The sequence below is a fragment of the Pseudomonas plecoglossicida NBRC 103162 = DSM 15088 genome, assembly GCF_000730665.1.
GTDB lineage: Bacteria > Pseudomonadota > Gammaproteobacteria > Pseudomonadales > Pseudomonadaceae > Aquipseudomonas > Aquipseudomonas plecoglossicida.
In genome coordinates, this window is record NZ_BBIV01000011.1 from 119,969 (window position 1) to 143,260 (window position 23,292).

A 23,292-nucleotide genomic window follows, 5' to 3' on the forward strand; every position below is an offset into this window, starting at 1 on the left:
TTATGCGCTACTTCAGGCAGTCGATCAGCGCCTGCTGCCAATGCGGCAGGTGGATGTCCCATTCGCGGGCCAGACGTGTGCAGTCCAGGCGCGAGTTGAGTGGCCGGTGCGCGGGGGTCGGGTACTCGCTGGAGGGGATCGGCAGCAGTTCGGCGCAGGGCAGGCCGCGGGCCTCGAGCTGCGCGGCGATGGCCTGGGCGAAGCCGAACCAGGAGGTCTCGCCCTGTGCGGTCAGGTGGTAGGTGCCCCAGGCACCGGCCTGGCCGGCTTGCCAGCGTTCGATCAGGGCGCGGGTGCTGGTTGCGATGCTCGCCGCCCAGGTCGGCGCACCGATCTGGTCATCCACCACACGCAGTTGCGGCTTTTCCTGCAGCAAGCGCTGCATGGTCAGCAGGAAGTTGCGCCCGTGCAGCGAATAGACCCAGCTGGTGCGCAGGATCAGGTGTTCGCCGTCGACAGCGGCAATCGCCTGTTCACCTGCCAGTTTGCTGCGGCCATAGATGCTCAAGGGGTTGGGCCGGTCGGCTTCGGTGTAGGGCGTTGCCTTGCAGCCGTCGAAGACGTAGTCGGTGGAGTAGTGGATCAGCGGTGCACCCAGGCGCAGCGCCTCTTCGGCCAGCACGCGCGGCGCGTCGGCATTGATCGCGTAGGCAGCCTCGGGCTCGCTTTCGGCCTGGTCCACGGCGGTATAGGCCGCTGCGTTGATGATCAGGTCGGGGGCCAGCCGGCGCAGCGGTTCGCGCAGTGCCTGCGGCCGGGCCAGGTCGAGCTGGTCGCGGCCCAGCAGGTGTATTGCGCCGAGGCCCGCCAGTTGCGTCGCCAATGCTTGGGCGACCTGGCCATTGTGGCCACAGACAAGAATTTTCATGGGAACAGGTCCGCATCTGCCAGCAGCGCACCTGCCTGGTCTTTGGCCGACAGCAAGGGCGGCAGTTCCAGGCCCCAGTCGATCGCCAGTTGCGGGTCATCCCAACGGATGCAGCGCTCGGCAGCGGGGTTGTAGTAGTCGGTGGTCTTGTAGAGGAAGTCGGCCGACTCGCTCAGCACCAGGAAGCCATGGGCAAACCCTGGCGGGATCCAGAACTGGCGATGGTCGTCGGCATTGAGGCGGGCAGCCACCCAGCGGCCGAACGTCGGCGAACTGCGGCGGATATCCACGGCCACGTCGAGCACTTCGCCCTGGGTGACCCGCACCAGTTTCCCCTGGGGGTTGTCGATCTGGTAGTGCAGCCCGCGCAGCACACCGCGCTGGGAGCGTGAGTGGTTGTCCTGCACGAAACGCGCCTCGACGCCGGTCGCCCTGGCGAAATCGCGCGCATTGAAGCTTTCGAGGAAGAATCCGCGGCTATCGCCGAAGACCTTGGGTTCGATGATCAGCAAGTCGGGAATTTCAGTAGCGATTATGTTCATGGCGATTCTTTGACCAGTGTGCTCAGAATTGGACCGTACCGGTCATGTGCAGTTTGCCGCCCTTGGCCCTTTGCAGCCTAGTTTCTCGAATGATCTGCGCGTTGACGCATGGTCATCATTTCATCTTTGCCACTTGTTTATCGGCCTTGGCAGTGGCGAGATAAGCGAAAAGTAAAAGAGGTTTCATCTTCATGCCCCTCAGCACCCTGATCCAGCGTTCCAGCCTGCCCAGCCCTTCGCTGAGCGAAGCCCAGGCCCATGCCTTGCTGCAGGCGCACTATGACCTTGCCGGCAGCCTGAGCGCCCTGGGTAGCCAGCAGGACCTGAACTTCCGGCTGGACACGGGCCAGGGGCGTTATGTGCTCAAAGTCTGCCATGGCAGTTATGCCCAGGTGGAACTGGAGGCGCAGCATGCGGCATTGGCCTTCCTGCGCGAGCAGGGTGTGCCGGTGCCTGCCGTGCGTCCGGCGCGTGACGGGCAGGCCTTGCTGGCGCTGGACATCGACGGGCAACCGCTGCGCGCACGGCTGCTCGATTATATCGAGGGGCAGCCGCTGACTCGAATAAAGCACATGCCGGCGCGCTTGATGGCTGAACTGGGCGCGCTCTGCGCCCGCGTCGACGCGGCGCTGGCCGGCTTCGATCACCCGGGCCTGGTGCGTACCCTGCAATGGGACCCGCAGCATGCCCAGGCACTGATCGAGCACCTGCTGCCGGTGGTGCAGGATCCTGCGCAACGCGCCCGCATCGAACAGGCCACGCGCCAGGCTGGCGCGCAACTGGCACCGCTGGCGGGGCAACTGCCGAGCCAGGCGGTGCACCTGGACATCACCGACGACAACGCCGTGTGGGCCCGTGATGACCAGCGCCAATGGCAGCTGCAGGGCGTCATCGACTTCGGCGACCTGCTGCGGACCTGGCGTATCGCCGACCTTTCGGTCACCTGCGCAGCCTTGCTGCACCATGCCGAGGGCGACCCGCTGCGCATCCTGCCGGCGGTGCGTGCCTACCAGGCCGTCAACCCGCTGGGCGAAGCCGAGCTGCGCGCCCTCTGGCCGCTGGTGCTGAACCGCGCCGCCGTGCTGGTGCTGAGCAGCGAGCAGCAACTGGCCGTGGACCCGGGCAACCAGTACATCCGCGACAACATCGCCCACGAATGGGAGATCTTCGACACCGCCACTGCCGTGCCTTTTGCCCTGATGCAGGCCGCCATCCTGCAGGCCGCCGGGGTCGAAGCGGGCGCGCCGGAACTGGCCGGTTGCGCGCCTTTGCTCCCGGAGCTGGCCGGGCAGGCGGTGAGTCGGGTCGACCTGGGCGTGCTCAGCAGCCACTGCGAAGCCGGCAACTGGGAGCAACCGGGGTTCGATCAGCACCTGCTGACGGCGCAACCCGCGCCGGCTTGCAGCCTGCACGGGCAGTACCGCCTGTCGCAAACCCATGTCGACCGCGCCGATGAGCCGGCCACCTGCGCCCTGGGCGTCGAGCTGCATGTGCCCAACGGCACCGTGGTACAGGCGCCGCAGGCGGGCACCTGGCAGCGCCAGGGCGACGGCCGCGGTTGCCTGCGCACGCCAGGCTGGACGTTGTGGCTGAGCGGTCTGGAAGAGGCCCCGGCAGATGGCCAGGCCGTGGCCAAGGAGCAGACCCTGGGCAGCAGCTGTGGTTTCCTCAATGTGCAGCTGTGCATGGAGGGCGACATTCAGCCACCGTTCTTCGCCAAGCCATCTCAGGCCGCCGCCTGGCTGGCGCTATGCCCGTCGCCGGCAGCGCTGCTGGATTTTGATTGCGATGCCGAGCCGCTGGCCGACCCGCAGGCCCTGCTGGCCCGACGCGATGCCAGCTTCGCCCGTTCGCAGAAGCACTACTATGCCCAGCCGCCACAGATCGAGCGGGGCTGGCGCAACTACCTGATCGACATGCAGGGCCGCTCCTACCTGGACATGCTCAACAACGTCGCGGTACTGGGCCACGGCCATCCGCGCATGGCCGCCGAGTCGGCGCGGCAATGGTCGCTGCTCAACACCAACTCGCGCTTCCACTATGCCGCCATCGCCGAGTTCTCCGAGCGCCTGCTCGAACTGGCACCCGCGGGCTTCGACCGGGTGTTCATGGTCAACAGCGGTACCGAAGCCAACGACCTGGCGATTCGCCTGGCATGGGCCTACAGCGGCGGGCGCGACCTGATCAGCGTGCTGGAGGCCTACCACGGCTGGTCGATGGCCACCGATGCCATCTCCACCTCCATCGCCGATAACCCGCAGGCCCTGGAAACCCGGCCGGACTGGGTGCACCCGGTCGAGGCACCGAATACCTTCCGTGGTCGTTACCGCGGTGCCGACAGCGCAGCCGACTACCTGCGCGACGTCGATGCCAAGCTTGCCGACCTCGATGCCCGTGGCCGTCAGCTGGCGGGCATGATCTGCGAGCCGGTGTATGGCAACGCCGGTGGCATCTCGCTGCCTGCGGGCTACCTGCAGCAGGCCTACGCCAAGGTGCGCGCGCGTGGCGGCGTGTGCATCGCCGACGAAGTGCAGGTCGGTTATGGCCGCCTGGGCGAATACTTCTGGGGCTTCGAGGAGCAGGGCGTGGTGCCCGACATCATCACCATGGCCAAGGGCATGGGCAACGGTCAGCCACTGGGCGTCGTCATCACCCGCCGCGAAATCGCCGAGGCGCTGGAGGCGGAGGGCTACTTCTTCTCCTCGGCGGGCGGCAGCCCGGTCAGCTGCCGCATCGGCATGGCGGTGCTGGATGTGATGAAGGAGGAGGGGTTGTGGGAGAACACCCGTGATACCGGCCGCTACTTCAAGGCGCGCTTGCAGGCGCTGGTCGATAAACATCCGCTTGCCGGTGCGGCCCATGGCACCGGGTTCTATCTGGGGCTGGAGCTGGTACGCGACCGCCAGACCCTGGAGCCCGCTACCGAAGAGACCATGGTGCTGTGCGACCGCCTGCGCGACCTGGGCATCTTCATGCAGCCCACCGGCGATTACCTGAACATCCTCAAGATCAAGCCGCCGATGTGTACCACGCGGGCGAGCGTCGACTACTTTGTCGACAGCGTCGATCGCATCCTGTCGGAAGACCTGTAACAACGGTCAAGCCGCGCATGTCGATTGTTATCGACTTGCGCGGCTTTTTTTATTCCTTAACGGTTGGTTGGTTAGCTTTTATTGTCGATATATATCGGGTATAAAATCGCCATGCCTTCCCTTCTTCCCAGAGGTTACCGATGAAAACCCTCAACTCCACGCCACGTGCCGACGGCTTCCACATGCCTGCCGAGTGGGCGCCGCAAAGCCAGGTCTGGATGGTCTGGCCAGAGCGTTCGGACAACTGGCGCCTGGGTGGCAAGCCCGCACAGGCTGCCCACGTGACCCTGGCCAAGGCCATCGCCCGGTTCGAGCCGGTGACCGTCGCCGTTTCCGCCGGCCAGTATGAAAACGCCCGTCGCCAGCTCGACTTGCCGAACATCCGCGTGGTGGAAATCAGCAACGATGATGCCTGGGTGCGCGACACCGGCCCGACGTTCGTGATCAACGATGCCGGCGAAGTGCGCGGCGTGGACTGGGGCTTCAATGCCTGGGGTGGCTTCGATGGCGGCCTGTATGCGCCGTGGAACCGTGACGAGGAACTGGCGGCCAAGGTCCTGGAAATGGAACGTAGCCAGCGCTACCACACCGAGGGCTTCGTGCTCGAGGGCGGTTCGATCCACGTCGACGGCGAAGGCACCCTGATCACCACCGAAGAGTGCCTGCTCAACCGCAACCGCAACCCGCACCTGAACCGCGGGCAGATCGAAGAGATCCTGCGCGAGCACCTGGCGGTGGAAACCATCGTCTGGCTGCCGGACGGCCTGTACAACGACGAAACCGACGGCCACGTCGACAACTTCTGCTGTTACGTCGCCCCAGGCGAAGTGTTACTGGCCTGGACCGATGATTCCAACGACCCCAACTACGCACGCTGCCACGCGGCCTATGAGGTGCTGAAAAACAGCCGTGACGCCAAAGGCCGTGAGTTCGTGGTGCACAAGATGCCGATCCCGGGCCCGCTGTTCGCCACCGAAGAAGAATGTGCCGGTGTCGATCACGTGGCTGGCAGCCAGGAGCGCGACCCATCGGTGCGCCTGGCCGGCTCCTATGTGAACTTCCTGATCGTCAATGGCGGCATCATCGCGCCAAGCTTCGACGACCCGGCGGATGCCCAGGCTAGAGCGATCCTGGCCAAGGTCTTCCCAGACCACGAAGTGGTGATGATCCCTGGCCGTGAGCTGTTGTTGGGTGGCGGCAACATCCACTGCCTGACCCAGCAGCAACCGGCGCCGGTCAAGCGTTGATCCAGCGTTGAACGAAAAGGCCCGTCAGATGACGGGCTTTTTTTTTAGGTGCGATATCCGGTGGTCCAAATGGCATATCTTTTGTATTGATTTCAGGGAGTTAACTTTGAGGGTCGGATATCCGTCCTGTAACAATCACGACGTAGATTAGCCGCTCACGGGCTTAGGAGTACGTGTAGACATGAATGCAGCAAGTGAGACGGCTTTGCGCCCATCATCCGTGAATCGCCAACCGCTCGGCACGCTGAAGCGGTGGCTGAAACACCAGGGAAGCAACAGGATCAGGACGACCGACCCACGACGTCTGCTTGACGGCCGCTATCCGCAAGGTCTGATCAGCGATGCGGAGTTCGAAGCGCTCATGGGTGTCTGGCACTGAAACAAGCGCTGCCCCCATCGCCGGCTTGCCGGCGATAGGCCGGTGCAGACAACCCTCAGAAGCTGTAGGTCCCCGTCACCACCAGGCTACGTGGATCCCCAGGCTGAATCTGCGCCGCACTGGTCGCCGAGCTGTAGTAGGTCTTGTCGGCGATGTTGCTCAACGCCGCCCGCACATCCCAATCGCGGGTGCGGAACCCCGCCAACGCATCCCAACGCCCATAACCCGGCATCAGCGTGGTGTTCTGGTTATCCGCATAACGCTCGCCCACCAGGGTCAACCCGGTTTCGGCGTACCAGCCCAGCTCCGGTTTCCACGTCACGAACAGACTGCCGTTGCGCTTGGCCACATCGTTGATGCGGTTGCCTTCCAGGCCATTGTTGTCCTCGACGATGGTGGCGTCCTGCAGGCCGATCCCGCCGCGCACGTACCAGTTGCCAACGATGTTGCCCGTGGCCGTCAGCTCGACTCCGCGCGAACGCTGCAGGCCGCTCAGCTGGGTGATCTCCGGGTTGTTCGGGTCGCGCGTGCGGCGGTTGTAGAGCTCCAGTTCATAGATGGCCAGGGTGGTCGTCAGGCGCTGATCCAGCCAGTCGCTCTTCACCCCGATTTCCTTCTGCCGGGTCTGCTCGGGGCTGGTGTCGTTGGCGTTGCCGGGGGCGCCCGGGGTGATGCCGATCAGGCCGCCGCCAACCGGCGAGAAGGTCTTGCTCCACGAGGCGTAGAACGAATGATCGCGCCACGGCGTATAGACCACGCCAATGCGCGGGCTGGTGCTGTTGCTGTCCTGCTTCTCGGTGAGGTCGCGCAGCTTGTTGGTGGTCTCCACCTCGAACTGGTCGAAACGATTTGCTGTTGCTCGGCTATTCGTAAAGACTTGTCTTTACGTATGTATCACTTCGTAACTCCGTTCCTGGCACGCTGCATGCCGCGAAAATTGTCATTGTTCTCAAAATGACATTTCTGACAAAAGATAAATTACCCGCCTACGGCGCGAACATGCGTGAAAATGCACCGTTCGTTCCTGTGATTCTGGTTATATCGACCTGCTTTTCACGACTTTTTGACATTTGCAATCACAGCCCGCTAGGATTCGGCCAACGCCCGCTGGCCATGACTTGGCCATGCTGCTGTTCAAGGCCCGCCAAGCAAGCTCCGGCGGGCTTTTCAGTTTGGATCCGCATAGCGTCGAACCTACGAAGGGGCGTTGGCTCCTGGCGTCAGAGTGCAGAGCGTTTTTGATTAAGAAATAAGGAAAATAACATGTTGAAAACCAGGATCAGCCTGGTCGCCCTGGCGATGATCGCCGCGACCCAGGCCCAGGCCAATGAGCAGGCCGAGAGCAAAGGCTTTATCGAAGACAGCCACGCAAACGTTCTCCTGCGTAACGCGTACATCAACCGTGACAAGAAACACGGTACCGATGACCAGATGGAATGGGGCCAGGCCTTCATCGGCAACTTCTCCTCCGGCTTCACCCAGGGCACCGTCGGCGTCGGTGTCGACGCATTCGGCCTGTACGCGGTGCGCCTGGACGGCGGCCAGGGCCACAACGGTGGCGCCGGTATCGACTTCTTCAAGCCGGAAAACACCAAGGACGCCAACGGCAACGCCAGCAGCCCGCATGACCTGTCCCGTGCCGGTGCTGCCGTGAAGTTCCGCGTCTCCAACACCGTGCTCAAGTACGGTGACCAGATGCCGACCCTGCCTGTGCTGCAGTACGACGACGCGCGCCTGCTGCCAGAAAGCTTCACCGGTACCCTGCTGACCTCCAAGGAGATCCAGGGCCTGGAGCTGAACGCCGGTCGCTTCACCCAGGAAGCGCGCAAGAGCGCCGAGCGCCGCGACGGCGGTGGCCTGAAGTCGATCAACGTGTTCGGTGGCAGCTACAAGTTCACCGACAACTTCACCGCTTCGCTGTACACCGCAGACAACGAAGACGTGATGAAGAAGCACTACCTGGGCTTGAACTACGTCTTCCCGATCGCCAGCGACCAGTCCCTGACCCTGGACTTCAACGGCTACAAGTCGGACATCGACAAGAAGTTCGTCGAGTCCGCCGAGCTCAACGGTGACTCCAACACTATCTGGAGCCTGGCCGCGACCTACGCCTACGGCGCGCACTCGTTCACCCTCGCGCACCAGCGCAGCACCGGCAGCACTGGCTACAACTACGGTTGGTACCAGAACGAAGGCGGCGTGGGTGACGGTGGCTCGACCATCTACCTGGCCAACTCCTACTGGTCCGACTTCAACGCCGAAGACGAGCGCTCCTGGCAGCTGGGCTACGGCCTGGACTTCGGTGCCTACGGCATCCCGGGCCTGACCTACAAGCTGGCCTACGTGGTGGGTGACAACATCAACACCCGCAACGTCAAGAACCCGCAGGGCTTCGGCGAGGGTGAAGAGCGCGAGATCTTCAACCAGATCCGCTACGTGGTGCAGGACGGCCCGGCCAAGGATCTGTCGATCAAGCTGCGCAGCTCGTTCGTTCGCACCAACAACGCTGTACAGCAGAACGGCTACAACGACGACGGCAACGAAGTCCGCGTATTCGTCGAGTACCCGATCAGCATCTTCTGATCTGATGGCCTCGCGGGCTGCCTGGCAGCCCGATCGCCAGCAAGCTGGCTCCCACAAAGAGCGCGAAATCACGCCTGTGGGAGCTGGCTTGCCAGCGATGGGGCCTAGGCAGGTTCCACTTCTTTCTGGCGATGCACTGTCGCCACCATCACATCCCCCGTCTCCGGCGCAAAGCTGTCACTGCGCGCCATCCGCCACATCCGTGCATAGAACTCGCTCTTGATCGAGCCACTGAGCAATTCGCCAGGCTTGAGGAAGTGGTGCAAGTCCGATAACAGGCTGATCTGGCTGGCGCTGATCCGTCGCGCCAGGTGCTTGGGCTTGAGCTCCGACGGGTGCTCCAGGCCCGCCGCCGCGAGCATTTCGGCCAAGGCGTGCAAGGTATTGCGGTGGAAACTGGCAACCCGTTGGGCCTTGTCTGGTACCACCAGCGCGCGTTGGCGCAAGGGGTCCTGGGTGGCGACCCCGGTCGGGCACTTGTTGGTGTGGCAGCTCTGCGACTGGATGCAGCCAATGGCGAACATGAAGCCGCGCGCCGAATTGACCCAGTCGGCGCCGATGGCCAGCACGCTGGCGATATCGAAGGCACTGACGATCTTGCCGGCCGCGCCGATGCGGATGCTAGAACGCAGGTTCAGGCCGACCAGGGTGTTGTGCACGAACATCAACCCTTCGCGCATGGGCACGCCGATGTTGTCGCTGAACTCGCGCGGCGCCGCGCCGGTACCGCCTTCCTTGCCATCGACGACGATGAAGTCCGGGGTGATGCCGGTGGCCAGCATGGCCTTGGCGATGCCCATGAATTCCCATGGGTGGCCGAGGCAGAACTTGAAACCCACCGGCTTGCCACCCGACAGCTCGCGCAGGCTGGCGACGAAGTGCAGCAATTCGACCGGGGTGCGAAATGCACTGTGCGCGGCGGGCGAAATGCAGTCTTCACCTACGCGCACGCCGCGGGTTTCGGCAATCTCCGCGCTCACCTTGTGCCCCGGCAAGATGCCGCCGTGGCCCGGCTTGGCGCCTTGGCTGAGCTTGATCTCGATCATCTTGACCTGCGGGTCGCTGGCCTGGGCGGCGAAGCGTTGCGCGTCGAAGCGCCCGTCTTCGGTGCGGCAACCGAAGTAGCCACTGCCGATTTCCCAGATCAGGTCACCGCCATGTTCGCGGTGGTAGGGGCTGATGCTGCCTTCGCCGGTGTCGTGGGCGAAACGGCCCAGGCGCGCACCCTGGTTCAGCGCGGCGATGGCATTGGCACTGAGTGCACCGAAGCTCATCGCCGAGATGTTGAAGATCGACGTCGAGTAGGGCTGGCGGCACTGTGGCCCGCCGATGGCGATGCGAAACGATGCGGGGTCCGGGGTTGCCACGGGCAGCATCGAATGGCTGATGAACTCGAAGCCGGGTTTGTAGGCGTCGTTGAGGGTGCCGAAGGCTTTCTCGGCGCTTTCGTTCTTGGCTCGGGCGTAGACCAGCGAGCGCTGCGAGCGCGAGAAGGGCAGCTTGTCGTCGTCGCCCTCGATCAGGTACTGGCGGATTTCCGGGCGAATGGTTTCGATCAGGTAGCGGATGTTGCCCAGGATCGGGTAGTTGCGGCGCACCGCGTGCTGGCTCTGGCGCAGGTCGTTGAGGCCGACCAGGCTGAGCAGGGTGGTCACCACTGCCAACGGCCAGAGCCAGGCGTGCTGGGCCAGCAGCGGCAGGCTGGCGAAGGTGAAGAGCAGGCAGAGAACGAGGCAGGCGTAGCGGCTGGGTAGAGAGTGTTTCATGGGTCCATCGCAGGCAGGATGACCGGGCCAAGGATAGGCAAAGTGGTCGGTTGGAAAACCTGTCGAATCGGTAAAACACTATTACGGTTGCGGTGTTGCTGCTGGCCTCATCGCCGGCAAGCCGGCTCCCACAGGTACACCACAGGACTCAAGCCTCGCGCTGTTCCTGTAGGAGCTGGCTTGCCAGCGATCGGGCTGCGAAGCAGCCCCTAGCTGGGCAGCAGAACGCTGACCCGCAAACCGCCACCGTCACGATTGCTCAACACCAACTCACCCCCATGGCTGATAGTGATTCGCTGGGCGATGCTCAACCCCAGGCCATACCCACCGGAGGCCTGGTTGCGTGAATGCTCGCCACGCACGAACGGCTCGGTGATGGTCGCCAACAAGCCAGGTGCGATACCCGGCCCACGATCATCGACATGGATGGCCACGCCCTTGGCGTCTCGCTCCAGCGTGACCGACACCTTCCTGGCATAGCGCAGGGCATTGACCAGCAGGTTCTGCAGGCAACGCTGCAGCAGCACGGCATCGACCTCCACGCTGCCGCCCACGCCTTGCACCGGCAGTGGCTCGCTGGCGCTGGCCAGGTCGGCGCACAGCCGCGGTACCAGCCGGTCGAGGTCGACCTGCTGCAGGTTCTGCTGCTCGCCCGCGCGCAGGTAATCGAGCACCTGGCCAATCATGCCGTCCATCTGCGTGATGTTCTGCCGCAGGCGTTCGCGGTGCTCGTCGTCCGGCAGGCGCTCCAGGCGCAGGCGCATGCGGGTCAGCGGCGTGCGCAGGTCGTGGGAGACGGCGGCGAGGAAATACGCCTTGTCGTTGACCATCGCGATCAGGCGCTGCTGCATGGCATTGAAGGCCTGGGCGGCCTGGCGCACTTCCTGCGGCCCGTCCAGTGCCAGCGGCGCTTGCGCAAGGTTGCTGCCCAGCCCCCGTGCGGCATCGGCCAGGCGCCGCAACGGGCGCAGGCACAGGCGCACTGCAACCAGGCAGACCACCAGCACGGCGACGATGCGCAAGGCATACACCCGCAACAGGTAATCGCTGATCAGCACCCAGGCCGACTCGCCACTCCAGCCCTGCAGTTCCTGGCCGTCGACCAGCAACCAGTGGCCGTCGGCCAAGGGCACCGCGAACTGCAGATGCGCCTGGGCCGTGCGCAGCCCGAACAGGCTGTGCCAGACGATAGGTTGGCCTTGTTCGTCAGTCAGGTGAGCCTTGAGTAGGCGCACCGTCTGGGCATGCCCCAGTTCATGACCGAGCGACTGCTGCAGCAGCAGCGCGATGCGCCGATGCCCGCGGCGCGGGTTGTCATCGGCTGCCGGCGGGTTGTCGGCGCAGCGCACAGCGTAATGGCGGGGCAGCTGCAGGTCGGAGGCCTGGCAATCGGCCCGGGCGATCAGTGGTGCGCTGCGGGCGGCCATCAGCCGCACCGGCGCTTCCAGCACCTGGGCAAAGCGCACATCGAACCAGATGCTGCTCGACATCAGCTGGATCAACAATGTGCCGCTGACCATGATCAGCAGCAACTGGCCGAACAGCGTGCGCGGCCACAGACGGCGGAGCCCGCCCATGTCAGCGGGCGATGCTCAGCAGATAGCCTTCGTTGCGGATCGTGAGTATCTGCACTTCACCGCCTGGCGCGCGGCGCAGTTGCTGGCGCAGGCGGCTGATGCACATGTCCACCGAACGGTCGTCGGGCAGGTGCTCGCGGCCGAATGCACTGCGCGTCAGCTGATCCCGCGAAACCACGCGGTTGTTGGCCTCCAGCAGTTCGCGCAGCACTCGGTAATCGGAGCGGGGCAGGGTCAGCGACTCGCCGTCGGGGCGGGTAAGCAGGCGCTTGGCGTGATCGAGGCTGAAACCGGCGAAGTGCTGCGCGTCGGCCGCCGCGGGTTGCGCTTCAGGTGTATCCAGGCGTTGTGGCCGGCGCAGTACCGCCTTGATGCGGGCGATCAGTTCACGCGGCTCGAACGGCTTGGCCAGGTAGTCGTCGGCACCGACTTCCAGCCCGATGATGCGGTCCAGTGTGCTGCCCTTGGCCGACAACATGATCACCGCCAGGCCCGGCGTCGCCTGAAGCTGGCGGCACAGGCTCAGGCCATCTTCACCTGGCAGCATCAGGTCTAGCACCACCAGCTCGACCTTGTGCCGGGCCAGCTGCGCGCGCATGCCATCGCCGTCGGCTGCCGCCAGCACGGTGTAGCCGGCATCGCTCAGGTAATCGCAGAGAAGTTCGCGGATTTCGTCGTCATCGTCGACGACCAGCAGGGTCGTGCTCATCGGGGGGAAACACCTGTCAGGGGAGGGCCGGCAGCGCTCGTTACGTTCAATTACATGCCCGTACAAGCCGGGCATGGAGCCCGGAGAGCGGATCCCTAGAATCGTAACAAAAAATCATCTGCAAATACGAAACCTTCCCAAATGAAACCTCAAAGCATCAGGATTCACCCGCTGGCTTGTGTCATCGCCTGGGTCGTCAGTGGCAGTGCCATGGCCGCCGACATTCAACCGCTGGAACTGCAGGCCACGCAGATCGAAGACAGTGCGCTGCTACCGGCCGACGAGGCTGGCCAGCTCGGTTACACGGTGGAAAACACCCGCAGTTCCACCGGCCTTGCCCTGACGCCACGGCAGACCCCGCAATCGGTCACCAGCATCACCCGCCAGCAGTTGGACGACCGCGATGTCCACAGCCTCGAGCAGGCGCTGGACACCACGCCCGGCGTCAGCGCGAGCAAGTCCGAAGTGGGCGGGCGCACCGATTTTCGTGCACGTGGCTACTCGATCAGCAACTGGAAGGTCGATGGCCTGCAGTTCCAGGGCGGCTCCGACTTCAGCGGTGGCGGCAACGCGCTGAACATGGACCTGTACGAGCGCATCGACATCGTGCGTGGCGCCAACGGCCTGCTCGGTGGCACCGGCGACCCGTCGGCCACGGTCAACCTGATCCGCAAGGCCCCGGCCCGCGCCTTCGGCGGCAGTGCGTACGCCACCTACGGCAGCTGGGACAAACGCCGCCTGGGCGCCGACCTCAACCTGCCGCTGTCGGCCGATGGCCGGTTGCGCTCGCGTTTCGTCGTGACCCAGCAGGACGCCGACTCGTTCCGCGACAACCAGTCCGAGCGCGCCCGCGCAGCCCTGGCCAACTTCGAGTTCGACCTGCATGACGCCACCACCCTCGGCGCCGGTTACCAGTACGAATACAACAAGGTGGTCGGCGGCGGCTGGGGTGCCAACATTCCCATCTGGTACCGCGACGGTAGCACCACCGACCTGCCGCGCAGCACCAACCTGGTGCCGAGCTGGAGCTTTGGCGAGTACACCACCCGCACCGCCTTCGGCTCGCTGCAGCACCGCTTCGACAACGACTGGGCCCTGGACCTGAAAGCCGCCCAGAGCACCAGTGAGGTGCTCAACCACCGAGGGCTGGCCAAGGTCAACTCGGCCGGGCGCGGCAGCTATGGCGGCTACTGGGACCAGGATGGCAGTGGACATCTTCTACCCGCAGACCGCGGAGACGGCGAGCGGCACCAAGGTCGAGCCGATCCGTGGCCAGAGTTACGAGACCGGTATCAAGGGCGAGTGGCTGGACGGGCGGCTGAATGCTTCGGCTGCCTATTTCCGCACCCGGCAGGAAAACAAGGCAGTGCTCGACGACGGCCTGACCACCCCGACCGGTGGTGATGCCTACAAGGCCGGCACCGGCCAGGAAACCGACGGCATCGACCTGGAAATCGCCGGCGCGCTGACACCGAACTGGAATGTGTATGGCGGCTATACCTACCTGCACTTGCGTCGCGTCGACAGCGACGGGCGCAGCGACCCCTCGCACCTGTTCAAGGCGTCGACCACCTATCGCCTGTCCGGCCCGCTCGATCGCCTGACCCTGGGCGCCGGGGTGAAGGCGCAAACCAACATCCGCGCCATCTCAAGCCCGGCGGGGCAGCCGGTGAATGGGGTGAGTGCGGGGGCGACGGATGTGAACTGGTCGGGGTATGCGATCTGGAATGCCATGGCCAGGTATCAGCTGACCGATGACACTACGGTGAGCGTGAATGTCGAGAACCTGTTCGACAAGCATTACTACACCCAGTATGGGTTCTATGCGGGGGCGATCTATGGCGACCCGCGGAGCATGTCGGTGACGGTGAGTACGGCGTTTTGAGTGGCAGGTGCAAGCCTTTGGCCTTGTAGTGGTCTTGCGATCGAGCGCCGCGCGGGCGGCGCTCGATCTGAACATCGCCGCATTACCAATGCCATGCACCTGGCTGCCCTCACGCCCTCTTGTCCACGTGCTTATCCCCACGCCCCGCGTCAGCCTGTTGCAAATGCCCATCGAGGCTGTCCCAATCCTCCCCGAACAACTCCACCGGGTGCATGGTGCGCTCGGCCCCATTACCGCAGGCTAGCGACTTGGCCGAACAGTACAGGTCACACCCCCAGCAGATGCGCTCGGGGTGACTGGGGTTCTGTGGAAATGTCTTGGCCATCGCATGCCTCCAGAAATATCCGCTTGGCCTGAGCCTACGCTTGCTACCCCAACGGGGATTGATTGAAATCAAGTTGCGGGAGAGGAGGGCGTTGGGGCAGCTGAAAACAAAAAAGGCCCACCTTTCGGTGAGCCTTTTTTGATACTGCGTATGGTGCCGGCACCAGGAATCGAACCCGGGACCTACTGATTACAAGTCAGTTGCTCTACCATCTGAGCTATACCGGCAATGGGGCGTCATTATAGCGATCGGTTGGCGCCTGTAAACCACTTCCTTTCGATTACCCGAAAATGACCTAAGTCATCGGTCTGAAAGGAGAATTTTCCTACCAGCCGCGATGGATCGTATTGACGTTCGGTTCGGTCTTGGCGGGGTTGAAGAACAGCTTGTCGTTGTCACAGCCGCGCTTGCGGCAGGGGCTTTCGGTACGCAGGGGCAGGCCGTTGTCGCCGCCCAGCTGCATGCCGGGGGTGTTCCAGTCGAGGCTGGTGCCGTGGGGTTTCGGGGTGCCGCTGGCGCAGGCGCCCTGGGCCAGGGTGCAGGCCAGCAGGATCAGGGGTTTGGCTCGGGTCACGATGGGTAAGTCCGTTAGTCCAATGTCGATTCTGGCGCAACGCCAGACGGTCGCGGGGCTGGCGGGCAGCGGGCGACGTTGGTTCTGGAATGGCTTGGGGGGCGGATGATACACCGGTGGGTTGGGGGTGGGGCAACGCTTTGGTTTTGTGGGGGGCGATAGGGCCCTCAGGTGTCAGGAGATTCTGATCCTGCAACCAAATGCTTCAGGAAACATCACAAAGCGAATTATCCTACAGCCGCTAGCGAAGTTTCACTGTTGGCGGGGAAGTGCCCCAGGAATACCGTTCCCGGGTCGCCAATTCCTGGTGACCGGGTGTGAGAACCCGCTATGGAGTTACTGAGCTTGCTGTTATGGCAGTCGTACACGGGCAGACCTCGGTCTGGCCGAGCTTTGTAGCTCCCTCGGTTTTCTCACCCCGTGTATGGCTGCCGCCTTGATCCGTGAGAAAGGTCACTGTGGCAGTTCTATCTGGAGCTGCTGCCATGAAAAAGATTGTCCCCGACCCACCCCGCCAGAAAATCCTCAACACCCCGTTCTTCTCGATCCACAGCGATATCACCCCGCCTGATGCCCTTGTCTACGCTTGCATCAAGGCTCCGCGTCCATGCACAAGCAAAGCTTATGCACAAGAGGCATTGACCACTTGCGCGAAAGGCATGCCGACGGGCTGCACCGCTGGTCTTTGCGCAAACGCCTGTTTTTACTGGGCTTGAAGCACTAGAGGGAATAACCAGGAGCGCTGAAATAGCGCTCCGCTTGCACCGGTCATCAAAAGCTTGTTCACAGACTTATCCACAGGTTGTGCTGCGGCTAACGGTCGCGTTCGGCAAGCAGCAGCAGGTTGCGCGGCGTCAGTGGATAGTCGCAGAAGGTGCCCACCTGGACGCTGTAGCCCTGTTCTTCGAGGAACAGGGCGCGATCCAGCACCAGCCACAGTTCCAAGGAGCGGCGGAACAGGTTGCGCAGCCGTTCGAGGTTGCGCACCTCGGCCAGGCGCTGCCAGCTGGCCGCTTCTAGCGCCGCCCAGTCCGGGGCGAGGGTCAATTCCAGCCCGCGCAGCTCGGCCAGGTCGCGGCAGTATTGCTCGAACGATTTGTCCAGCCAGGCGGTCGGCAAGGAAGGGGTGGACAGGTACTCGTCGCACTGACGCTGCTGGCGCTGCAGCAGGTCGAAGCCCAGGCGCCGGGCCATCGAGCGGTCGCGCTGGTGGCGGACCCGGGCGCTGGCGGTGACGGCTTCGTTCAACGGCAGGCCGAGGTCGATCATCGACAGCTGCAGGGGCGAGCGTTGCGCGGCTGTGGATAACGGCAGGTAGTGCTCGCCCTGGATGCGGTTGTAGCAGCATGGGGCCACGGCCAGGTGGCGGCAGCCTTGCTGGCTGGCGGTGCGCAACAGGTGCACGTGCAGGTCGCCGCAGGCGTGCAGGGCTACCGCGCTCTTGTCGCTGCCCAGGTGGCGAGCGCTGTCGGCGGCCATGACGTCCTGGTGAACATGGGTGGCCGGCAGCTGGTGATGGTCGCTCAGGGCCTGGCCGGCATGCACAAGTTCGGCGTCGTATTCCAGGCAGGTCAGTTGTTGGCCGGGTTGCCGCAGGCGGCGGCCGAGGTGCCCTTTGCCCGAGCACCAGTCCAGCCAGTGCGCGGTTTGCTGGCGAAAGCCCAGGCGGCGGCTGAAGGCTTCGATCTGCTGCCATTTGCGGCCGGGGACGTTGACGTCCAGGCGGTGGCCGGCCGGGGGCAGGCCGATGTCGGGGAGCTCGCCCACGGCGCAGAGCTGCCGGGCTTGTTGGGCCAGCTGCGGGAAGGGGGCAGGCAGGTCTTGGGGGTCGATGTCGGCTTCTGCGTCGGCCAGGGAGGATTGGCGCAGGTGGGCGGCGAGTTCGGGGTAGGTGGTTTCCCAGTCAAGGCGCAGCGCGGTGAATGGGCGGGGTTTCCACAGCGGCTGGTGGTCGGCCAGGAACTGGTCGAGGGCCTGGAAGCGGTCGCTTAGGTGGTGGCTGTGGAGGAAAGGGGGCATGGGTATAGGTAATGGTTGAGTTGGAGGGCCCTATCGCCGGCAAGCCGGCTCCCACAGAGGGAGCATCACAGATTTCGAGGTCTGTGCATCACCCGTGGGCGCCGGCTTGCCGGCGATGAATCCAGTGAGGTCTCAACGGCCCTGGCAGGCGTCCACGCGCAACCAGCGCTCCAGCAGCTTGAAGCCTTGCACCAGTACGAACGAGATCACCAGGTAGAACACGCCAGCAGCGAAGAAGATCTCCACCGGCAGGTAGGTCCGGGCGATGATGGTCCGCGCCATGCCGGTCAGTTCCAGCAGGGTCACGGTACTGGCCAGGGCGCTGGCCTTGAGCATCAGGATCACTTCGTTGCTGTAGGCCGGCAAGCCGATGCGCGCGGCACGCGGCAGCATGATGTAGAACAGCGTCTTGCCACGCGACATGCCCAGCGCCCGCGCTGCCTCGACTTCACCTTTGGGGATGGCCTGCAGTGCACCGCGCAGGATCTCGGCAATGTAGGCGGCGGTGTGCAGGGTCATGGTCAGCACGGTGCACCAGAACGGATCGCGCAGGTATGGCCACAAGCTGCTCTGGCGCACCAGGTCGAACTGCGCCAGGCCGTAGTAGACCAGGAACAACTGCACCAGCAGCGGCGTGCCACGGAAGAAGAAAATGTAGCCGTAGGGCAGGGCGCGCACGTACCAGTGTCGCGACGAGCGGGCAATGCCCAGCGGAATGGCCAGGATCAACCCGGCGACGACGGCGATGGCCACCAGCTCGAGGGTCAGGGTCGCCCCCTGAGCCAGGCGTGGCAGCCACTTGATGATTACTTCCCAATCCATTATTCGGCCCTCGCAAAGCCGCGAGCGGCGCGTTTTTCCATGAAGTGCATGCCGGTCATGGCGATGATGGTCAGGCCCAGGTAGATGCAGGCGGCGACCATATAGAAGGTGAACGGCTCCTTGGTCACGGTCACGCCGATCTGGGCGTGGCGCATGATTTCTTCCAGGCCGATCACCGAGACCAGCGCGGTGTCCTTCATCAGGATCATGAACAGGTTGCCAAGGCCGGGCAGGGCGATGCGCCACATCTGCGGCAGGATGATCCGCGACAGGATGCGCCCTTTCGACAAGCCCAGCGCCAGGCCGGCCTCACGGTGGCCCTTGGGGATCGCCAGGATGGCGCCGCGGAACACTTCGGTGGCGTAGGCGCCGAAGCACAGGCCCAGGGCGATCACACCGGCGGCGAAGGCACTGAGTTCCAGGCCGGGCATGTCGAACAAATTGCCAAGGCTGTTCATCAGCCCGACGGTGCCGAAATAGATGAGCAGGACCCACAGCAGTTCGGGCACGCCGCGAACCAGGGTCGAGTAGAAGCCGCCAAGCCATTGCAGTGGCTTGATCGAGGAAGTCTTGGCCAGGGCGCCGAGCAGGCCCAGGACCAGGCCCAGCAGCAAGGCGCAAAGCGCCAGTTTTACGGTCATCACGGTGCCAGCCGCCAGGGCCGGACCGAATCCGTGCAGGTCGATATTCATGGGCAGGGTCGTTCTAGGGACCGGCACGCCGGAAGGGCGTGCCGGTCGGGGCGAATCAATAGATGCTGAACGGGAAGTACTTGTCGTTGATCTTCTTGTAGGTGCCGTCGGCGATGATTTCTTTCAGTGCGGCATTGAGCTTGTTGCGCAGCTCGTTGTCACCTTTGCGCACGGCAATGCCGACCTTGTCGTCTTCGTTGACCGGGTCGCCCTTGAACTCGTAGTTCTTGCCGGCTTCGGACTTCAGCCATTCATAGTTGGCATATTTGTCGGCGAGGATGGCGTCGAGGCGGCCGGAGGTCAGGTCCAGGTAGGCGTTTTCCTGGCCGTCATAGAGGTTGACCTTGAAGTCGCCGTCCAGGCCACCGTTGTCGTCGAGCCAGGTCGCGGCCTGGGTGGAGCGCTGGGTGCCGATGGTCTTGCCCTTGAGCGAAGCGCGGTCGGTCTTGAAGTCGACGTTCTTCGGGGCGATGAATTGCTGTTTGTTCGAGTAGTACGGGTCGGTGAAATCAACGGCCTTCTTGCGCTCGTCGGTGATCGACAGCGACGAGACCAGGAAGTCGAACTTCTTCGCGTTCAGTGCCGGGATGATGCCGTCCCAGTCGGAGGTGACGACTTCGCATTCGACTTTCATCTTGGCGCACAGCGCGTCGCCGATGTCCTTGTCGAAGCCGACCACCTGGCCGCTGGCGTCCTTGTTGTTGAACGGTGGGTAGGCAGCTTCGATACCCATGCGCAGTTTTTCCGCGGCCATGGCGTTGGCCGACATCACCAGCATGGCAGCGGCTGCCAGGAGGAACTTCTTGTAAGTGTGCATGTATTGCTCCGTTAGCGGTGGCTGGACATGAATTGCTTGCAACGCGCCGAGGTCGGGCTCTCGAAGACCTGCTGCGGCGATCCTTGCTCTTCAACCAGGCCCTGGTGCAGGAAGACCACTTCACTGGACACATGGCGGGCAAAGTTCATCTCGTGCGTCACCAGCAGCATGGTACGGCCTTCTTCGGCCAATGCGCGGATGACGTTAAGCACTTCCTGGACCATTTCCGGATCGAGCGCCGAAGTCGGCTCGTCGAACAGGATGACTTTAGGTCGCATGGCCAGGGTCCGGGCGATGGCAGCGCGCTGCTGCTGGCCACCGGAAAGCTGGGCTGGGTAGCTGTGGCGCTTGTCGAAGATGCCGACCTTGTTCAGCAACGCCTCGGCGGCCTCGATGGCCTCAGCCTTGCTTTGGCCGAGCACGCGGCGCGGCGCCTCGATGATGTTGTCGAGGATCGACATGTGCGGCCAGAGGTTGAAATTCTGGAAGACGAAGCCGATCTCGCTGCGCAGGCGGTTGATCTGGCGGTTGTCGGCGGCGATCAGGTCACCGTTGCGGGCGGCCTTGAGCTTGAGGGCTTCGCCTGCGACGAGGATTTCGCCCTGGTGGGGGTTTTCCAGCAGGTTGATGCAGCGCAGCAGGGTCGACTTGCCGGAGCCGGACGATCCCAGGATGGAGATCACGTCACCGTCACGCGCGGTCAGCGAAATGCCCTTGAGAATTTCCTGCTCGCCGTAGCGTTTGTGCAGATTGCGGATTTCCAGCGCGGGCGTGGCCTGGGCCATGTGCGGTCCTCATGTGTTCGGGTGCGTTCCCAGTTCTTGGCGGCCTTCCTGGCGTGCGCCAAGCTAGCATAGCGGCATCAGGGCGGCCAACAGGGTCGCAGGGGGCTCGGGGCAATGCCGGGGCAGTTTGTCGCATCGCTGCAGTGCAACGTCGCGCAGATGTCCGCGAAGGTCTCGCCCAGCTCCAGAGCCTTGATGAGAAAAGGCGCGATGGTGCCACTTTTGGCCAGGGCTGGGAAGCGGTTTTGACCCCCTCGCGGCCAAAGCCGCTCCTACAGATACCTTTGACCCTTGTAGGAGCGGGCTTGCCCGCGATCGGCCCGCCCAGACAAAAGGTTGTACCTCGAGGTTGCACTTTTCTGCTATGCAATGGTGCAAAGGTGTTACCGAGGAGCACCTTTGGTGCGTTTGTAAGTGGGTATTTCCGTAATCCCGTCTTTCCTGTCGGATTTGACGGCCTTTCGGTCAGGAGTTGGCCGAATGCCCTGCAAGCCGCGTCCTTTACGGCCTGCCAGGTTTATCTGACGAATGCATTCAGCACATGGCCCGCTTATTGCCGTCTGGAAACCGCCGATTGCAGCGACGCCTAACCCAACCCCTGGCGCGCTTGGTATTCAGTCGGGTGGTCCACTCCTTACAAAGGTAGTTTCAATGAGCGGTAACAATTCCAATGACCTCGCTCAGGGGCTCAAACAACGGCATGTCACCATGCTGTCCATTGCTGGCGTCATCGGCGCCGGTCTGTTCGTAGGCTCCGGCCACGCCATCGCCGCCGCCGGCCCTGCCGTTCTGCTGGCCTATGCTGCCGCTGGCACCCTGGTGGTGCTGGTGATGCGCATGCTGGGCGAAATGGCGATCGCTTCGCCGGATACCGGTTCGTTCTCCACCTATGCCGACCGCGCCATTGGCCGCTGGGCCGGTTTCACCATTGGCTGGCTGTACTGGTGGTTCTGGGTGCTGGTCATCCCGCTGGAGGCCAACGCGGCCGCAGCGATCCTGCACGCCTGGTTCCCGGCGGTCGACCTGTGGGCGTTCTCCCTGCTGATCACCTTGGCGCTGACGGCGACCAACCTGTGCAGCGTGAAGAACTACGGTGAGTTCGAGTTCTGGTTCGCCCTGCTCAAGGTGCTGGCGATCATCGGCTTCATCGTGGTCGGCTGTGCTGCCATGTTCGGCTTCGTGCCAAGCAGCCAGGTCAGCGGTGCCAGCCACCTGTTCGACACCCAGGGCTTCATGCCCAACGGCCTGGGCGCTGTGCTGGCGGCCATGCTGACCACCATGTTCTCGTTCATGGGTACCGAGATCGTCACCATCGCGGCTGCCGAATCGAAAGACCCGGGCAAGCAGATCAGCCGCGCCACCAACTCGGTGATCTGGCGTATCTGCCTGTTCTACCTGGTGTCGATCTTCCTGGTCGTGGCCCTGGTGCCGTGGAACGACCCGGCCCTGGCCGAAACCGGTTCCTACCAGACCGTGCTGAGCCGCATCGGCGTGCCGAACGCCAAGCTGATCGTCGACATCGTCGTGCTGATCGCCGTGACCAGCTGCCTGAACTCGGCGCTGTATACCTCCTCGCGCATGCTGTTCTCGCTGAGCAAGCGTGGCGATGCCCCGGCCGTTGCCCAGCGCACCACCAAGGCGGCTACCCCGCATGTGGCGGTGCTGCTGTCGACCGCGGCGGCGTTCCTCTGCGTGTTCGCCAACTACGTGGCCCCGGCCCAGGTGTTCGAGTTCCTGCTGGCCAGCTCCGGCGCCATCGCGCTGCTGGTGTACCTGGTGATCGCCATTTCGCAGCTGCGCATGCGCAGCCAACGTGAGGCCCGTGGCGAGAAGATCGCCTTCAAGATGTGGCTGTTCCCGGGCCTGACCTGGGCGACCATTGCCTTCATCGTTGCGATTCTGGTGGTGATGGCGCTGCGTGAGGATCACCGTGCCGAGATCATCGCCACTGCGCTGCTGAGCATTGGTGTGGTGGCGGCGGGCTTGCTGGTACATCGCAAGCGTGAAGCTGCCGGGCGGGTGGCGCTGGATAACTGATCCGCGCTGGCTGCAATGAAAAGGCCGCGTCCTGTGAAGGGCGCGGCCTTTTTGTTGGTCTGTACTGGCCCTATCGCCGGCAAGCCGGCGATAGGGCCAGTGAGGTCTCAGCCAAACTGCTTCTGCTGCTGTTGCTGCTTGGCCACCAGCTCGGAAGCGGCGATGTACGCCTCCTGGAACTCGTCGCTTTCCAGCCAGGCCATTGTGGTGTCTTCGTCGGCGCCGTCGAGCCAGGTGCGGTAGGCGTTGAACACCAGCACGATGTAGTCGGTGGCGTGCTCTTCCTTGTGCCCCTTGAGCACCAGTGCCAGCAGCGGGTCGACCAGGAATACCGAGATCATCGCGACCAGGCTGGTTTCCTGCGCGGCTTTCATTTTGTTGAACAGCTCTTTGTAGCTGTCCGACTCCATGGCCTTGTGGAACACCTGCTCGATGCTGGCGCTGTCGCCGGTGCTGGCCTTGACCGCCTGGCCGCTGCGCACCATGCGGTTCTGCTTGGCCTTGCTGGCGGCGCGCTTGGCGCGTTTCTGTTGCTTGGTGCTGGTGGCCATGGGGCGAATCCTTGGGTGTGAC

19 protein-coding genes, 1 tRNA gene and 2 pseudogenes are annotated in these 23,292 nt (G+C 63.7%); 7 read left to right on the top strand and 15 right to left on the bottom strand.

The features are described from left to right. Positions 1–7: 7 nt before the first annotated feature. Positions 8–868 (bottom strand): dTDP-4-dehydrorhamnose reductase, encoded by an 861-nt coding sequence (gene rfbD / locus PPL01S_RS08635; protein ID WP_028625526.1) that lies wholly within the window; start codon positions 866–868, stop codon positions 8–10. Beyond that, positions 865–1,410, bottom strand: a complete 546-nt coding sequence (rfbC, locus tag PPL01S_RS08640; RefSeq protein ID WP_016394179.1) for a dTDP-4-dehydrorhamnose 3,5-epimerase — start codon at positions 1,408–1,410, stop codon at positions 865–867. Before rfbC ends, rfbD begins: the two co-directional genes overlap by 4 nt. A gap of 191 nt (positions 1,411–1,601) precedes the next feature. Between rfbC and PPL01S_RS08645 the strand changes: the two genes are divergently transcribed. The 3 genes from PPL01S_RS08645 (at position 1,602) to PPL01S_RS24570 (ending at position 6,128) form a co-directional block, all read left to right on the top strand. Further along, positions 1,602–4,502: an aminotransferase gene (locus PPL01S_RS08645; protein ID WP_016394180.1), complete on the top strand. Its 2,901-nt coding sequence runs from the start codon at positions 1,602–1,604 to the stop codon at positions 4,500–4,502. Positions 4,503–4,642: 140 nt separating this feature from the next. Then, positions 4,643–5,749 carry an agmatine deiminase gene (aguA, locus tag PPL01S_RS08650; RefSeq protein ID WP_028625525.1) on the top strand — a complete coding sequence of 369 codons (1,107 nt, stop codon included), beginning with the start codon at positions 4,643–4,645 and terminating at the stop codon, positions 5,747–5,749. A gap of 181 nt (positions 5,750–5,930) precedes the next feature. Continuing rightward, entirely contained in the window at positions 5,931–6,128 is a 198-nt protein-coding gene (locus PPL01S_RS24570) for a hypothetical protein (protein ID WP_081833305.1), read from the top strand. Between the two features lie 55 nt (positions 6,129–6,183). On the opposite strand, the pseudogene PPL01S_RS08655 reads toward PPL01S_RS24570, so the two are convergent. Next, a pseudogene (locus PPL01S_RS08655) lies at positions 6,184–6,975 on the bottom strand (TonB-dependent receptor); the annotation flags it as partial. A 416-nt stretch (positions 6,976–7,391) separates the two neighbouring features. On the opposite strand from PPL01S_RS08655, the gene PPL01S_RS08660 reads away from it, so the two are divergent. Then, positions 7,392–8,711, top strand: a complete 1,320-nt coding sequence (locus PPL01S_RS08660) for an OprD family porin (protein ID WP_016394184.1) — start codon at positions 7,392–7,394, stop codon at positions 8,709–8,711. A 104-nt stretch (positions 8,712–8,815) separates the two neighbouring features. On the opposite strand, the gene PPL01S_RS08665 is transcribed toward PPL01S_RS08660, so the two are convergent. From PPL01S_RS08665 to PPL01S_RS08675, 3 genes are all read right to left on the bottom strand, one after another. Continuing rightward, positions 8,816–10,477, bottom strand: coding sequence for an FMN-binding glutamate synthase family protein (locus PPL01S_RS08665; protein ID WP_016394185.1), 1,662 nt, complete (start codon positions 10,475–10,477; stop codon positions 8,816–8,818). Positions 10,478–10,686: 209 nt separating this feature from the next. Next, positions 10,687–12,054 (bottom strand): ATP-binding protein, encoded by a 1,368-nt coding sequence (locus tag PPL01S_RS08670; protein WP_028625523.1) that lies wholly within the window; start codon positions 12,052–12,054, stop codon positions 10,687–10,689. A 1-nt stretch (position 12,055) separates the two neighbouring features. After that, complete coding sequence (locus tag PPL01S_RS08675) at positions 12,056–12,763, bottom strand: response regulator (protein ID WP_016394187.1); 708 nt, start codon at positions 12,761–12,763, stop codon at positions 12,056–12,058. A 141-nt stretch (positions 12,764–12,904) separates the two neighbouring features. On the opposite strand from PPL01S_RS08675, the pseudogene PPL01S_RS08680 reads away from it, so the two are divergent. Next, positions 12,905–14,648, top strand: a pseudogene (locus PPL01S_RS08680) (TonB-dependent siderophore receptor). Positions 14,649–14,757: 109 nt separating this feature from the next. Here PPL01S_RS08680 and PPL01S_RS08685 read toward each other — a convergent pair. From PPL01S_RS08685 to PPL01S_RS08695, 3 genes are all read right to left on the bottom strand, one after another. Beyond that, positions 14,758–14,973 carry a DUF3079 domain-containing protein gene (locus PPL01S_RS08685; protein WP_016394188.1) on the bottom strand — a complete coding sequence of 72 codons (216 nt, stop codon included), beginning with the start codon at positions 14,971–14,973 and terminating at the stop codon, positions 14,758–14,760. Positions 14,974–15,124: 151 nt separating this feature from the next. After that, positions 15,125–15,200: transfer RNA gene (locus tag PPL01S_RS08690), tRNA-Thr, on the bottom strand. Between the two features lie 98 nt (positions 15,201–15,298). Beyond that, positions 15,299–15,547, bottom strand: a complete 249-nt coding sequence (locus PPL01S_RS08695; protein ID WP_016394189.1) for a hypothetical protein — start codon at positions 15,545–15,547, stop codon at positions 15,299–15,301. Positions 15,548–16,032: 485 nt separating this feature from the next. On the opposite strand from PPL01S_RS08695, the gene PPL01S_RS24575 reads away from it, so the two are divergent. Then, positions 16,033–16,263 carry a hypothetical protein gene (locus PPL01S_RS24575; RefSeq protein WP_081833304.1) on the top strand — a complete coding sequence of 77 codons (231 nt, stop codon included), beginning with the start codon at positions 16,033–16,035 and terminating at the stop codon, positions 16,261–16,263. A gap of 97 nt (positions 16,264–16,360) precedes the next feature. On the opposite strand, the gene PPL01S_RS08700 is transcribed toward PPL01S_RS24575, so the two are convergent. The 5 genes from PPL01S_RS08700 to PPL01S_RS08720 all read right to left on the bottom strand — a co-directional run bounded on the left by PPL01S_RS08700 (position 16,361) and on the right by PPL01S_RS08720 (position 20,682). Continuing rightward, a complete protein-coding gene (locus PPL01S_RS08700; protein ID WP_028625522.1) occupies positions 16,361–17,566 on the bottom strand; it encodes a methyltransferase in 1,206 nt (401 codons plus the stop codon). Between the two features lie 132 nt (positions 17,567–17,698). Then, positions 17,699–18,388 carry an ABC transporter permease gene (locus PPL01S_RS08705; RefSeq protein ID WP_016394191.1) on the bottom strand — a complete coding sequence of 230 codons (690 nt, stop codon included), beginning with the start codon at positions 18,386–18,388 and terminating at the stop codon, positions 17,699–17,701. Continuing rightward, positions 18,388–19,080 (bottom strand): ABC transporter permease, encoded by a 693-nt coding sequence (locus PPL01S_RS08710; RefSeq protein ID WP_016394192.1) that lies wholly within the window; start codon positions 19,078–19,080, stop codon positions 18,388–18,390. The genes PPL01S_RS08705 and PPL01S_RS08710 overlap by 1 nt, the downstream gene beginning before the upstream one ends. 55 nt (positions 19,081–19,135) lie before the next feature. Then, positions 19,136–19,897, bottom strand: coding sequence for an ABC transporter substrate-binding protein (locus tag PPL01S_RS08715; RefSeq protein ID WP_016394193.1), 762 nt, complete (start codon positions 19,895–19,897; stop codon positions 19,136–19,138). Between the two features lie 11 nt (positions 19,898–19,908). Continuing rightward, positions 19,909–20,682: an ABC transporter ATP-binding protein gene (locus PPL01S_RS08720; protein WP_028625521.1), complete on the bottom strand. Its 774-nt coding sequence runs from the start codon at positions 20,680–20,682 to the stop codon at positions 19,909–19,911. 651 nt (positions 20,683–21,333) lie between these two features. Here PPL01S_RS08720 and gabP point away from each other — a divergent pair. Beyond that, positions 21,334–22,719 (top strand): GABA permease, encoded by a 1,386-nt coding sequence (gene gabP, locus PPL01S_RS08725; RefSeq protein WP_016394195.1) that lies wholly within the window; start codon positions 21,334–21,336, stop codon positions 22,717–22,719. A gap of 107 nt (positions 22,720–22,826) precedes the next feature. Here gabP and PPL01S_RS08730 read toward each other — a convergent pair whose 3' ends face one another. Further along, on the bottom strand, positions 22,827–23,270 hold the full coding sequence (locus PPL01S_RS08730; protein ID WP_016394196.1) for a hypothetical protein: 444 nt from the start codon (positions 23,268–23,270) through the stop codon (positions 22,827–22,829). Between the last annotated feature and the right edge of the window lie 22 nt (positions 23,271–23,292).